General features: G+C 44.5%; 11 protein-coding genes. 6 read left to right on the top strand and 5 right to left on the bottom strand.

Translation table 11 applies throughout. From position 1 onward, the window contains the following. Positions 1-80 precede the first annotated feature (80 nt). Entirely contained in the window at positions 81-629 is a 549-nt protein-coding gene (locus MHO32_RS10630) for an NAD(P)H nitroreductase (RefSeq protein ID WP_239211706.1), read from the bottom strand. A 163-nt stretch (positions 630-792) separates the two neighbouring features. After that, positions 793-2,805, bottom strand: a complete 2,013-nt coding sequence (locus tag MHO32_RS10635; RefSeq protein ID WP_009698533.1) for an NADPH-dependent 2,4-dienoyl-CoA reductase — start codon at positions 2,803-2,805, stop codon at positions 793-795. Positions 2,806-3,031: 226 nt separating this feature from the next. Between MHO32_RS10635 and sppA the strand changes: the two genes are divergently transcribed. Together sppA and ansA are read left to right on the top strand one after the other, a co-directional pair. Continuing rightward, entirely contained in the window at positions 3,032-4,882 is a 1,851-nt protein-coding gene (gene sppA / locus MHO32_RS10640; RefSeq protein ID WP_005444641.1) for a signal peptide peptidase SppA, read from the top strand. 112 nt (positions 4,883-4,994) lie between these two features. Then, complete coding sequence (gene ansA / locus MHO32_RS10645) at positions 4,995-6,008, top strand: asparaginase (RefSeq protein WP_017189343.1); 1,014 nt, start codon at positions 4,995-4,997, stop codon at positions 6,006-6,008. Positions 6,009-6,080: 72 nt separating this feature from the next. On the opposite strand, the gene MHO32_RS10650 is transcribed toward ansA, so the two are convergent. Further along, a complete protein-coding gene (locus MHO32_RS10650) occupies positions 6,081-6,365 on the bottom strand; it encodes a YeaC family protein (protein WP_005444637.1) in 285 nt (94 codons plus the stop codon). A 101-nt stretch (positions 6,366-6,466) separates the two neighbouring features. On the opposite strand from MHO32_RS10650, the gene MHO32_RS10655 reads away from it, so the two are divergent. Then, positions 6,467-7,288, top strand: a complete 822-nt coding sequence (locus MHO32_RS10655) for a DUF2989 domain-containing protein (protein WP_239211709.1) — start codon at positions 6,467-6,469, stop codon at positions 7,286-7,288. A gap of 104 nt (positions 7,289-7,392) precedes the next feature. Here MHO32_RS10655 and msrB read toward each other — a convergent pair whose 3' ends face one another. Next, positions 7,393-7,806, bottom strand: a complete 414-nt coding sequence (msrB, locus tag MHO32_RS10660) for a peptide-methionine (R)-S-oxide reductase MsrB (RefSeq protein ID WP_005452043.1) — start codon at positions 7,804-7,806, stop codon at positions 7,393-7,395. A 334-nt stretch (positions 7,807-8,140) separates the two neighbouring features. Here msrB and gap point away from each other — a divergent pair, with 334 nt between their 5' ends. Then, positions 8,141-9,136, top strand: coding sequence for a type I glyceraldehyde-3-phosphate dehydrogenase (gene gap, locus MHO32_RS10665; protein ID WP_005452046.1), 996 nt, complete (start codon positions 8,141-8,143; stop codon positions 9,134-9,136). Between the two features lie 154 nt (positions 9,137-9,290). After that, the gene (locus tag MHO32_RS10670) at positions 9,291-10,175 is read left to right on the top strand and encodes a D-hexose-6-phosphate mutarotase (RefSeq protein ID WP_239211713.1); all 885 of its coding nucleotides are present in this window, start codon (positions 9,291-9,293) and stop codon (positions 10,173-10,175) included. A gap of 362 nt (positions 10,176-10,537) precedes the next feature. On the opposite strand, the gene MHO32_RS10675 is transcribed toward MHO32_RS10670, so the two are convergent. Continuing rightward, complete coding sequence (locus MHO32_RS10675; protein WP_050907297.1) at positions 10,538-11,506, bottom strand: nucleoside hydrolase; 969 nt, start codon at positions 11,504-11,506, stop codon at positions 10,538-10,540. A gap of 339 nt (positions 11,507-11,845) precedes the next feature. Between MHO32_RS10675 and MHO32_RS10680 the strand changes: the two genes are divergently transcribed. After that, positions 11,846-13,882 (top strand): methyl-accepting chemotaxis protein, encoded by a 2,037-nt coding sequence (locus tag MHO32_RS10680; protein ID WP_239211727.1) that lies wholly within the window; start codon positions 11,846-11,848, stop codon positions 13,880-13,882. The last annotated feature ends 73 nt before the right edge of the window (positions 13,883-13,955 follow it).

Consider the following 13,955-nt stretch of genomic DNA (forward strand, 5'->3'; position numbering starts at 1 on the left):
GAGGGGGACATTATCTAATGTCCCCCTAACAAATCAAGAAAAACTGTACAGATGAACAGTGATAAGGTCACGATTCTAGATTATTGAAACTCAACGAATTGAGACAGTTCACGCTCTGGCACTTTCATTGGCGTACAACCAGGGGTGCCTAAATACAGGAAACCTACGATTTGGTCTTTGCCTTCAAGACCAAACGCTTGATGTACTTCTGGATGGAACATCCACTTTCCTGAACGCCAAAAGCCTTGGAAACCTTGGGCAACCGCCGCCATTTGCATCGCTTGCACCGCACAACCTGCAGACAGATATTGTTCCAGTTCTGGGACTTTTTCGTGTTCTATCACTTTAGCAATCACAGTGATAACCATAGGCGCGCGAAAAGGCGCGTTTTTCACTTTTTCTATCACCGCGTCTTCGCTGTTTTCAGCTTCTGCTGCTCTCACAAGGATATCTGACAACTTTTTAAGACCATCCCCTTGAGCAATAACAAAACGCCAAGGCGTCAATCCTGCGTGATCTGGCGCTCGCAGACCTGCACGAATGATATTTTCTAGAGCTTGCCCTTCTGGTGCAGGCTCAGACAACTTGGCAATAGAACGGCGGTTGAGCAAAAGATCGAGAGCTTCCATGAACAAGTCCTTATTAGGTGAGTTATTATTTTTACGCGTTCACTTTAGCATAATCCACTTTGGCAAATAACACTCTGTTTTATAGGGTTTAAAACCATAAAAAAAGCTGCGCACAAGGCGCAGCCACAAAAGGTTAAGAATGAAAAAGATCCGTCACAGATAACTACAGTTTTACAGCAAGTTTGACGCCTTGACGGATAGCGCGCACCGCATCAAGTTCTCCTGCATGATCTGCGCCGCCAATAATATGCAGTTTTTCACCAAGCTCGTGCCACTTGTCTTCAAATGGACGAACCGACTCTTGACCGGCGCAAATCACCACTTTATCTGCAGCTAACAATTGTTCTTTGCCATTCACATGAATGTGCAAACCAGTATCATCTATCTTGTCGTAAGACACGCCACCATATAAGTGAACACCGCGTTTCTCTAATGTGCGTTTATGAATCCAACCCGTAGTTTTACCCGGACCTTTACCGACACGACCTTTACGACGTTGTAGAACCCATACTTCTTTATCACTAACAGCATCAGGATAAGGGTATAAACCGCCTGGTTGAGACATCTCTTTGTCGATTCCCCATTCGTGTAGCCAATCATCCAACGTCTGACCAACTGGCTCAGTGAGCATGGTGGCTACATCGACACCAATACCACCAGCACCAACAATGGCAACTTTCTCGCCTACAGGAGTTTTATCTCGAATGAGTGTTTGATAGTCGATCACTTTTTCTGGATTATCGATGCCATCGATTTTAACTTTACGAGGCTCTACACCCGAAGCCATCACCACTTCATCGTATTCGGTCAATAAGTCATAGTTAGCTTCTGTTTCTAGGTGAAGGTTAACGCCCGTTTCCTCAATGCGATTTGCAAAGTAACGAATCGTTTCACGGAATTCTTCTTTGCCCGGGATTTGCATCGCTAAGCGGAACTGCCCTCCAATGCGGTCATTTTTCTCAAACAGATCCACTTTGTGTCCACGCTCAGCCAGTGTAGTAGCACACGCAAGACCGGCAGGACCCGCCCCAATAACGGCAATGTTTTTCTTCTTGAATGCGGGCTCTACGACAATTTCTGTTTCATAACAGGCGAGCGGATTGACCAAACAGCTCGCTCGCTTGCCTTTAAATACGTTATCCAGACACGCTTGGTTGCAACCAATGCAAGTATTAATCAATTGGGACTTCTCTTGTTCAGCCTTAGCGACAAAGTAAGGATCAGCTAAGAAAGGTCGCGCCATTGATACCATATCAGCGTGTCCAGAAGAGAGAATACGTTCAGCTTCGTCAGGGGTATTGATTCGGTTACAAGTAATAATAGGAACCGAAACGTGAGGTTTGACTTTTTCAGTAACCCAAGTAAACGCACCTCGCGGAACTTGAGTCGCAATCGTTGGGATACGAGCCTCGTGCCAACCGATACCCGTATTGATGATGGTTACACCCGCTTCTTCTAGTGCCTTTGCCAGTTCAATCACATCATCAAAGGTGCTGCCTTGCTCAACCAAATCAAGCATAGAGAGTCGGAAAATAATAATGAACTTTTCACCAACCGCTTTGCGCACCGCTTTGACAATTTCAACCGGGAAACGCATGCGTTTTTTGTAGCTGCCGCCCCACTCGTCATAACGCATGTTGGTGCGCTTACATAAAAACTGGTTAATCAAATAACCTTCAGAGCCCATCAGTTCCACGCCATCGTAACCCGCAAGCTGTGCCAATTCAGCACTGTTAGCAAAAGCGTCGATGGTCTTTTTGATCTGACGTTCGCTCATTTCACTAGGTGCAAATTTTGCGATCGGAGCTTTGATTCCCGACGCACTTTGCGCGAATGGGTGCATCGCATAACGTCCGGCATGAAGAATTTGCAAAGCGATTTTGCCACCATGTTTATGTACGGCTTCTGTCACAACCTGGTGTGCTTTAGCGTGTTTCGGCTTACTAAACTCAGCACTCAAAGGGTGTAGTCGACCACGTAAGTTTGGAGAAAAGCCACCCGTCACGATAAGACCTACACCGCCCTTCGCACGCTCTTCATAGAACGCCGCAAGCTTTTGTAGTCCTTCTTTGTGTTCTTCTAAACCGGTGTGCATTGATCCCATCAAGACGCGGTTTCGTAGCTGTGTAAAACCTAAGTCCAATGGTTTTAACAAATTTGGGTACATGGCAGACATCACTAAACATCCATTTTTATTGTTGTGGTCTGACCACAGTACGCCGCAAAAACCAAAAAATCAAACAAGCGTTTACATTTTTGCAACACACGTCAATCTCGCGCTAAACTATGCCAATTGTTGAATGAGCGTGATAAGCTAAAAAAATTGTTATCTTTTGAGATCTTAGAGATAAGACCCCATACTTTGTACTATTAGGGAATGACTATCTCGTTATGGAGACAAGATGAAAAAAATCTTCCAATTTATTGGTCTGATATTTAAGGGAATATGGAAAGCCATTACCTTTGTCAGACTTGCTCTGGCAAATTTGATCTTCCTAGTGATGATTGCCGTCTTTTACTTTGCTTTTACATACACTGGTGAAGGTCAACCTACTGTTGAAAAAGAATCGGCTCTTGTGATGAACCTTTCTGGTCCTATCGTCGAGCAGCGCCGTTATGTTAATCCAATGGACTCCGTCGCAGGTTCAATCCTAGGTAACGAAATTCCGAAAGAAAACGTACTCTTCGATATCGTCGATACCATTCGTTACGCCAAAGACGATCCGAAAGTTTCTGGCTTAGTCCTAGCTTTACGCGATATGCCGGAAACCAACCTGACCAAGCTTCGCTACATCGCCAAAGCGTTGAACGAATTTAAAACGTCAGGCAAGCCTGTCTATGCCGTCGGGGACTTCTACAACCAGAGCCAATACTACCTGGCAAGTTATGCAGATAAAGTGTTCCTAGCACCTGATGGTGGCGTGTTGATCAAGGGTTACAGCTCTTACTCAATGTACTACAAAACCTTGTTAGAGAAGCTAGACGTATCAACACACGTATTCCGTGTTGGTACCTACAAATCCGCAATTGAGCCCTTCATCCGTGACGATATGTCTGATGCAGCGAAAGAATCAGCAACACGCTGGATAACCCAACTTTGGAGTGCCTTTGTCGATGACGTTGCGACTAACCGTAACATTGATGCAAAAGTACTAAACCCAACAATGGATGAGCTCCTTGCTGAAATGAAATCCGTTGATGGTGATCTTGCACAACTTGCTGTGAAAATGGGTCTAGTAGATGAACTTGCAACGCGTCAAGACGTTCGAAAGTTATTCGCAAAAGAATTTGGTAGTGATGGCAAGGACAGTTACAACGCAATTGGTTACTACGATTACCTAGCGACCATGCGCCCTAACTTAATGCCGTCTGAAAATGACATTGCTGTTGTCGTCGCGAGCGGTGCGATTATGGATGGTCAGCAACCACGTGGCACTGTTGGTGGCGATACGGTTGCAAGCCTACTGCGCCAAGCTCGTAATGACGACAAGGTAAAAGCAGTCGTACTTCGAGTGGACAGCCCTGGCGGTAGTGCATTTGCTTCAGAAGTGATCCGTAATGAAGTGGAAGCGCTTAAAGAAGCAGGTAAACCTGTGGTCGTATCTATGTCTAGCCTTGCTGCATCAGGTGGTTACTGGATCTCAATGAGCGCAGACAAGATCGTTGCTCAACCAACAACGCTGACAGGCTCAATTGGTATCTTCAGTGTGATCACTACATTTGAAAAAGGCTTCACTAAACTTGGTATCAGCACCGATGGCGTAGGCACTTCACCATTCTCAGGTGACGGTATCACAACGGGATTGTCTGAAGGTGCGTCTCAAGCATTCCAGCTTGGCATTGAGCACGGTTACAAGCGCTTTATTTCACTGGTGGGGTCCAACCGTGATATGTCTGTGGAAGACGTCGACAAAGTGGCACAAGGTCGAGTTTGGACAGGTCAAGACGCAATGTCATTCGGCTTGGTTGACCAAATGGGTGACTTCGATGATGCGGTAGAACTGGCTGCGAAATTAGCAGAAGTCGACAACTACGATATCTACTGGGTCGAAGAGCCACTATCGCCAACAGAACAACTGATCCAAGAGTTTATGAATCAGGTCAAAGTATCTCTCGGTATCGACGCGACTGCGTTTTTACCAAAGAGCCTTCAACCTGTCGCTCAACAATTTGAGCAAGACGCAAGCATGCTGCAAAGCTTTAACGATCCAAAAGGTCAATATGCGTTCTGTTTGAACTGCCAAGTGCAATAGCTTTCCTAGCTTAGCCAAAAAGGGGCGTCTCTGTGCGAGATGCCCCTTTTTATTAGGTTTCATTTCGCTATAATCCCCGCCACTGTTCCCCTACATGAAGTAAAGTAGAACGATGACTAGAAAACATATCTACATCGCTTACACCGGTGGCACCATCGGTATGCAAAAATCGGATCACGGCTACGTGCCTGTGGCTGGCTTTATGGAAAAGCAACTAGCCAGTATGCCCGAGTTCCACCGTCCAGAAATGCCGGAATACACTATCCACGAGTACGAACCACTGATCGACTCTTCAGATATGACGCCTGCTGACTGGCAGCAAATCGCAGACGACATCCGTGACAACTACGAAAAATATGATGGTTTTGTGATTTTGCATGGTACTGACACCATGGCATACACCGCTTCAGCCTTGTCTTTCATGTTGGAAAATTTAGGTAAGCCCGTTATCGTGACAGGCTCACAGATTCCGTTGGCTGAGCTACGCTCAGACGGACAAGCAAACCTCCTTAATGCTCTGCACATTGCGGCCAACTACCCAATCAACGAAGTAACACTGTTCTTCAACAACCAGTTGATGCGTGGTAACCGTAGTACCAAATCTCACGCAGATGGATTCAATGCCTTTACTTCACCTAACCTGCCACCGCTTTTGGAAGCAGGGATCAATATCCAAATCAGTAACAATGTTTCGGTTGGTGCAAAACCAGAAGGTGAGTTCAAAGTACACAACATCACGCCACAGCCAATTGGTGTGATCACCATGTACCCTGGCATTTCACACGAAGTAATCCGCAACACGCTACGCCAGCCAGTTAACGCTATGATCCTGTTGACGTTCGGTGTAGGTAACGCACCACAAAACCCTGAACTACTTGGCCATTTAAAAGAAGCCTCAGAACGTGGAGTGATCGTCGTAAACCTGACTCAATGTTTGGCAGGTAAAGTGAACATGGGTGGCTATGCGACAGGTTGTGCCCTGGCAGATTCTGGCGTGATCAGCGGCTTTGATATGACACCAGAAGCGGCACTTGCGAAACTTCACTATCTTCTAAGCCAAAACTTGTCTTATGAAGAGATCAAACTGAAGATGCAAGAAGTGCTTCGAGGTGAAATGAGTCTATAACACGTTAATGGTTCCACCGAACACGAAAAAGCCCAATCGAAATGATTGGGCTTTTTACATCTAAAAGGTGAATCAGTTGAGGTTTGGATTAACTCGAACGATGTCACTCTCTTCTTGTTTAAACTGTTTTTTCAATTCTTGCTTGGACTTAAAGCTGATTTCACCACCAGCGGCAACCGTCATATGTTGAGCTTCAGTATTATGTTTTGATTGATACAACATCACAGCTTGCATACATGAGTCTCGCTGCTCTTGAGAAAGTGGTGTACCCTCGGGCCATCTACCTGTTTCTACTGCGTAAACCAATCGATCATAGACTTCTGGAGTTATCGCATCTAATAATTGTTCTGCGTCCATAATGTACCTTCTTATTACATTCTATTTACAGAACATAACGGTATAGAAAACAGAGTCAAGAACCTGAAAATGAATTGGTGTAACGGATCACAAGCAAAACCATGAAACGAACATACTGGTTACTAGCAAGCCTTTTCAGCCTAACATTAACTGGCTGCTTTGAAGGCAATGTCACAACGGAAGAATTGTGTCAAAACAACCCCAAACTTCGCTGCGAGAAGTTAAATATGGACGATGGTCAATGTCGAATTCCGCGTACGAATCTTGTCTGGCATCGTTTTGAATTGCTCAAGAGCCCGACTGAAGCCAACCAAGTGATCGAATATGGCTTGGTGGCAGAGTACCGCAAGTGTCTAGAACTCGCTTCGCAAATCACGCCTATCGATCAAAGTGCGTTAAAGCGTAAACGCTTTGATGCCTTGGTGCACAGCATTGATGAACTAGATCGCATTGTGAATGAGCTCAAAGGTACAAAAGACCCTGCCACTCTCTATTTTTTATGGTCGCAAACAGGTGACACACAAGCTCGCCGACAGTTTTTACAAATGGAAGGTTCGCCAGAACTGAATACAGCAGAAATGCAATACGCCTTGGCAACGTTCTATACCAACCGCGATCAGCAAAAAACATTAACATTACTTCATAATTCACTATCGATGTCGAATGAGGACAACTTAAACCCTGAGATTTTAAAATCCTTAGCAAGCATCAACCAAGGTCAGGGAAACAAAGCACAAGCGTACTTGTGGGCAATGGTGGCTAAGCGCTTCGATGTTCCCCTTGCAGATGAGCAGCAGTTAAAACGCATGTTCAACTTTGCACAGCCAGAGAAATATGAACAATTAGACGATCTTGCTAAATCAATATCTAAGGCAATAGAGAAAGGAAATTATTCGCCAAGGATGATTACAAGCGATTTATAAAATAAAAAAACTCCCATTCATATAGGGAGTTTTTTTATTTGTAGAGTAATCGTTTGTCTTATATTAATTGAAAGGATGAAACATTCTTTCAGTCCAAAATGGCGTTATTGGTCGGATTTGTTGAAAATTAACGACACTGAGTTTACACAATAGCGTTCGCCTGTTGTTTGCGGTCCATCTTCAAAAACGTGACCTAAATGGCTGTCACAAGCCGCACATCGGATCTCTGTACGAACCATTCCGTGACTTAGATCTTTTAGATAGCGCACCGCGGTATCATTAATTGGTGCATCAAAACTTGGCCATCCACACCCTGAATCGTACTTGTTATCGGAGATAAATAGAGGGGCATCACAACATGTGCAGGTATACACACCTGTGTCTTTATTGTGAAGCAGTTTACCGCTGAACGGAGCCTCTGTACCATGCTCACGACACACGCGAAACTCTTCCTCTGAAAGCTGCTCACGCCACTGTTCATCGGACTTCGTTACTTTTCTTCCGCTTTGTTCTACCAATTTCTGTTCCTTATTTCTTATTTTTGGCAATGACTTTTTTAGCAAAAAACTTGCTTCTCGTAACAGTTGTAGCACATACTTTCTCACCAGGACACCATGTGTAATTAATTTGATACGAGTTCTTATCTCGAAAGTTATATTACGCCAACTGGAATGTAGAATAACCAGTTAAAAGTTTAAAAAACGAGCATTTGCGAAGAATTGTTAAAAAAAGCGTCGCTTTTTTTTGACTTTAAACAAGTTAAGTCCGATTATCTGTTGCAGATGTTTACTGGATTTTGTAATTTTACTACCAGTTATCTTTAATCAGAAATTAAGTTGTGGAGCAACTATAATGACTATCAAAGTAGGTATTAACGGTTTTGGCCGTATCGGTCGTTTCGTATTCCGTGCAGCGCAAGAGCGCAACGACATCGAAGTTGTAGGTATTAACGACCTTATCGACGTAGATTACATGGCATACATGCTTAAGTACGACTCAACTCACGGCCGTTTCAACGGTACTGTTGAAGTTGAAGGCGGTAACCTAATCGTTAACGGTAAAACTGTACGTGTAACTGCAGAGCGCAACCCAGAAGACCTAAAATGGGACGCAATCGGTGTTGACGTAGTAGCAGAAGCAACTGGTCTTTTCCTAACTGACGAGACTGCACGTAAGCACATCACTGCTGGCGCGAAGAAAGTTGTTCTAACTGGTCCTTCAAAAGACGCTACTCCAATGTTCGTAATGGGCGTTAACCACGCTACTTACGCTGGTCAAGACATCGTTTCTAACGCTTCTTGTACTACTAACTGTCTAGCGCCTATCGCTAAAGTTCTTAACGACAAGTTCGGTATCGAATCTGGTCTTATGACTACAGTTCACGCTACTACAGCAACTCAAAAAACTGTAGACGGTCCTTCTGCTAAAGACTGGCGCGGTGGTCGTGGTGCTTCTCAAAACATCATCCCATCATCAACTGGTGCTGCTAAAGCTGTAGGCGTTGTTCTTCCAGAACTAAACGGCAAACTAACTGGTATGGCTTTCCGCGTACCAACAGCTAACGTTTCTGTAGTTGACCTAACAGTTAACCTAAAAGAAGGCGCATCTTACGAAGCTATCTGTGCAGCAATGAAAGAAGCTTCTGAAGGCGAACTAGCTGGCGTACTAGGCTACACTGAAGACCAAGTTGTTTCTCAAGACTTCATCGGCGAAGTTCAAACTTCAGTATTCGATGCTAAAGCTGGTATCGCTCTAACTGATAACTTCGTTAAAGTTGTATCTTGGTACGACAACGAAATCGGTTACTCAAACAAAGTTCTAGACCTAATCGCTCACATCTCTAAGTAATTAGACAGTTAGCAATTAGCGAATAACTTCGTTAAAGAAAAGGCGGCTCTAGAGTCGCCTTTTTTGTATCTGGAATTTGAGAGAATATAAAATCGATATAACATCTGTTCTGCAAGTATCGACAACGCTCTCCCCCAGCTATAGGAAATAACACATGGATTTAAAAACTCTCCCAGCACTCACTGTGTTATCTGACAACGTCACTATCGTTGAAGTTGATCAGGTTAAAGTCGTCCGCGTTATTCATGAGAAAGCAACGGCAGGCATCGCGCTACATGGCGGTCACGTTGTGTCATTTACACCAGCGGGTAAAGAAGACCTCATCTGGATGAGTGAGAAAGCAATTTTTGATGGTAAAGCAGCACTTCGCGGTGGTATTCCTGTCTGTTGGCCTTGGTTTGGTCGCATTGCGGCACCGGCTCATGGCTTTGCTCGCACGGCGGAATGGGAACTAGCTGAACACCGCGAAAATGATAATGGCGTGATCGTTGAACTCGCTCTATTCCCAACTGAAGAAACTCACGACATCTGGCCACACATGTTTGATGCTCGCTTGATGGTTGAAATCAGCGACCAATTGAAAGTGACATTAAAAGTCACCAACATCGATGATGCAGAGTGGACATTCTCTGGTGCACTTCATACCTACTTAAACGTTGGTGATATCAAGCAAGCACAAACAACAGGCATGGGACCTGAATACATCGACAGCTTAAAAGAAGGTGAAATCTGCCAAGGCGGTGATGTCCTTCAACTGACTGATACGATTGACCGTGTTTACACTCAACCAGAAGCACAAATCTTGGTGAAAGACGCGGTACTGAATCGCACACTAAGTGTAGAAAACCAAGGTCATAACTCTGCGGTATTGTGGAACCCTTGGGCTACAGGAGCACAAGGCATGGGTGATATGGCAGACAATGGTTACGAGACCATGCTGTGTGTTGAGTCCACGGTACATGCACCAAGTATCAAGCAAGGCAAAACCTTGCAGCCAGGCGAGACTCACGAGCTTATTACTGTGATTTCTGCCCATTAACACTACTCAAAGGTCGGTTCAACCGACCTTTTTGCCACCAGCAGGTACAAGGTTTTGGTAGCCAGTGCCATACTTTAAAGTACAAGCATCGGAGCAAAAACACATTCGTCTAAAAAAGGCACATATGATGAAACACACTGTTTTCCTGATACCACTGTCCGCTACTCTTTTATTTGGATGTATACCCAAGTAACCTTCGAAAGGTTCTACGAGACGAACAAACCGTTTAAGAAAATTGAAGGGCTAACCTTCGACAATCAGAACCAAGCTTCAAAGTTGAATGCTTTCATACGTCCCGTCGAGTCAGACAACCAGTGGAAATCAGTCCAAGTCATCGACTATTACCGATAAACTCATCTGTGTTATTGCGTGCCATAACGAATAATCGATTCTCGATAAAGCGAAAGTAGTGCCTCATTCTTCACTCCTACCCCGACATTTTGCGCAGAGAATACGCTCCATTCATCATTCATATATTTGCGCTGATCGGCTTTCTGGATCGTCATACCTTCTGCCGGTCCATCAGTAACCACTCTTACAGCCCCACAACGCAGATTGAAGAGTGTTGGGTCAATCACATAGGCAATAGCGGAAGGATCGTGAACATGACATCCATCCATCCCTACCTTTTCCGAATAAAACTTCAGGTAATAACGGCTCACATCCCAAATAAACTGCCCCACTTCCCCTGCATCATCTCGAAGTTGATCAAGGTATTGACCAGTAAAGAAGCTCTCCTCTGTGACATCTAATCCAATAATCACCACCGGCCATGATGCAGTAAATACCTTGTCTGCGGCATGAGGATCATCATGAATATTTGCTTCTGCGTATGGCGTGACATTGCCTCTATGGTCGTTCTCACCAAAAGCGCCACCCATCACAACCACTTCCTTAACTAAGTGAACAATTTCAGGGTCCGCTTCCAGTGCCAGAGCAAGGTTAGTAAGTGGACCAACAGCCACTAAGATAATCTCTCCCGGCTGCTCACGAACGCTATCGATAATGTACTGATAAGCGGGCTTATCAATAGCAGTTACATTCAGTGAGCTTGGTGCCTTCACATCGCCAAAGCCTTCTTCGCCATGCACGACAACCGTCGCTCCGACAGGTGCTTTTATTAAAGGTTTATCCGCCCCCTTGGCAACGATAGCATTCATACCAAACTTCTGTTTTAGGTACAGCGCGTTGTGAGTCGCATTGTCTATGGTCGCATTACCATAAACGGTAGTGATACCCATAAGCTCGACATCCGGATGAGCTTCTGCAAAAAGAATAGCCATCGCATCATCGATACCTGGGTCTGTGTCTAGAATGATTTTCTTTGTCATATGAGCATATATTTCACGCAAGAAAACACTAACAATACCTATAAAAAACAAGGATAAACGTGACAAAAATCTAAGGTATGAGTTTTGTCATCTTACATCTCTAGGCGACAACTCGATCTAGCGAAAGGAAATTGGTCATCATTGCTCCAACTTAAAATCAAAGTTTCGAGCTTTTTTTGAAAGAAAATTGCTTAATTAACGGTCAGTTAGTGCCTAAGCTATTGGTTGCGGTGGTTTTTTGACAACTAACTTAATAAAAATCAAAAAAACACGTCATATAAATCGATAGCATGCCGATACAAGATTTATAACATCGAAAAATATCAGGAATGACACTACATGCTAGACAATTATCGAAACCAAAGTGTCGGTTTTCAGCTAAAGCTGGTAATCACGCTGTGTCTACTCATCGCATTTTCAAGCATTGCTGCGCTTGTTTATCAAAACGCTTCTAACGTACTTTTAGAAAACACCCTCAAAGAACACCAATCTAAAGTTGAATCGATGGCAAAAACCATTGCCGGTCAATTCAACGCTTATTTACACACGGCAGAAGTTCTGGAATCAACTTTCCGTAATGGGTATCTAGCTGGTGTATATGTAGAGAATTACACTGTCGACTTTCAAGGTCACCAGGTTCCAAACATTACCCAATACAGCGAAAGCCTGATTGGTGATACCAAATTGGTGGATACCTTTACGCGTGATACTGGCGCTATCGCAACGCTATTTGCCCCACTAGGAAATGATTTCATTCGTGTTGCAACATCATTAAAAGATCCTCAAGGTAAGCGAGCTCTGGGAACGACACTTGGTCAAAATCACCCGGGCTATCAGAAACTTATGAGTGGTCAGCCTTACTACGCACAAATCAAACTTTATGGTGAGCGCTACATCACCTACTACGCCCCTTTAAAAGATGCAAATGGTAGGGTCCAAGGAATTTCTTTTATCGGTCTCCCTGTTGAGCGCGCGACACAAGATCTCTTCAACTCATTAAAGACTGTAAAATGGGGAGATACGGGTTACACCATTATCTTGGATAATGAGAAAAGTAACCAAGGTCACTACCTTCTTCATCCAACACGAACAGAAAGTGAGCCACCGATTCAAGAAGTTGCTGACTACAACGGTAACAAGCCTTTCCACCAATTATTCGAACAAGACAGTGGTCTGATTCGATACCCATTTGAATATCAAGGAACGGTAGGTGAGAAATACCTTGTTTACACTCAAGTGCCTGGTTGGAATTGGAAGCTGTTGGGTGGCACATTTATCCACGAAGTGACCAAAGGCAGCCAAACGTTGCTTAAACTGATCGCGACTATCTCTGTCATTGTTGCTGCGGCGACATTTTTGGTGCTGACATTGGTTCTAAACCGCATGCTAAACCCACTCACTGTACTGAACGGTTATATGAACCGCTTAGCGAAAGGTGAAGTAAGTATTGATATTCCTGCATCAGGAAAAGCGTCTAAAAATGAAATCATTAACCTGAACAACGGCGTCGCTAACATGGCGGGGCAATTGAACGAGTTAGTTGGTCAAATTCGAACAACAAGCGACCAAGTTGAGAGCAACTCAACAAGTGTTGTGGATGATGCGAACCGCAACTTGATGCAATCCGATCTTCAGCAAGAACAGGTTGAACAAGTTGTGACTGCGATTGAGGAGATGGCATCATCCGCTCAATCTGTCGCACAACAGGTTGAACAAATTGCAGAAAACGTCCGCTCTGCAAACACAGATAGCCAATCTGGTTTGGGCGTAGTTGAAGGGGTTTGCATTGATGTGGCACAGCTCAACGATCAGCTAGACCAATCTGCGGCAGCGATTGAGCAAGTAAACCGTGATAGTGAAAGCATCCAAACTGTCACGAAAATGATTGATGAAATTGCTGAGCAAACTAACCTACTCGCTCTTAATGCTGCAATTGAAGCAGCGCGAGCTGGTGAGCAGGGTCGTGGCTTTGCGGTCGTAGCAGATGAAGTTCGTACACTGGCTCATCGCACTCAAACCTCGGTGAAAGACGTTGTGGAAATCATTGAGAAACTTAAAGGCTCAACAAGCAATGCCGTAAGCATGATGACGGAAAGTCAGCAAAACGCGAATAAGGTACTTGATAAGGCACAAGAAGCAGGCACAGCGCTTGAAGCCATTGCGGGTCAAGTTCAATCCATCGCCTCTCAAGCAGACGCAATTGCGGCAACGTCTGAAGAACAAGCACAAGTTTCTCAAGAAATCGCGGCAAATGCTCACTCTATCAGTGAGTTGAACCGTGAAAGCCGTGACACGAGTGCAAAAACATCACACAGTGCGACCGAGCTGCAACAGCAAGCACAAAACTTGAAACACCAAGTGGACTTCTTCCACTAAGCCATCAAGTAAAACCATCAAAGAGCCGATATTTTCGGCTCTTTTTTGTTTCGCTTACCCACCCCCTTTTTGA

Origin of the sequence: Vibrio sp. MMH1-50, from assembly GCF_022347645.1 — a bacterium.
Taxonomy (GTDB): Bacteria; Pseudomonadota; Gammaproteobacteria; order Enterobacterales; family Vibrionaceae; genus Vibrio; species Vibrio harveyi.

Excerpts from the sequence above, each read along its gene's own strand:
- MHO32_RS10630 (WP_239211706.1), bottom strand. The coding sequence starts at position 629 with ATGGAAGCTCTCGATCTTTTGCTCAACCGCCGTTCTATTGCCAAGTTG.
- MHO32_RS10635 (WP_009698533.1), bottom strand. The coding sequence starts at position 2,805 with ATGTCTGCCATGTACCCAAATTTGTTAAAACCATTGGACTTAGGTTTT.
- sppA (WP_005444641.1), top strand. The coding sequence starts at position 3,032 with ATGAAAAAAATCTTCCAATTTATTGGTCTGATATTTAAGGGAATATGG.
- ansA (WP_017189343.1), top strand. The coding sequence starts at position 4,995 with ATGACTAGAAAACATATCTACATCGCTTACACCGGTGGCACCATCGGT.
- MHO32_RS10650 (WP_005444637.1), bottom strand. The coding sequence starts at position 6,365 with ATGGACGCAGAACAATTATTAGATGCGATAACTCCAGAAGTCTATGAT.
- MHO32_RS10655 (WP_239211709.1), top strand. The coding sequence starts at position 6,467 with ATGAAACGAACATACTGGTTACTAGCAAGCCTTTTCAGCCTAACATTA.
- gap (WP_005452046.1), top strand. The coding sequence starts at position 8,141 with ATGACTATCAAAGTAGGTATTAACGGTTTTGGCCGTATCGGTCGTTTC.
- MHO32_RS10670 (WP_239211713.1), top strand. The coding sequence starts at position 9,291 with ATGGATTTAAAAACTCTCCCAGCACTCACTGTGTTATCTGACAACGTC.
- MHO32_RS10675 (WP_050907297.1), bottom strand. The coding sequence starts at position 11,506 with ATGACAAAGAAAATCATTCTAGACACAGACCCAGGTATCGATGATGCG.
- MHO32_RS10680 (WP_239211727.1), top strand. The coding sequence starts at position 11,846 with ATGCTAGACAATTATCGAAACCAAAGTGTCGGTTTTCAGCTAAAGCTG.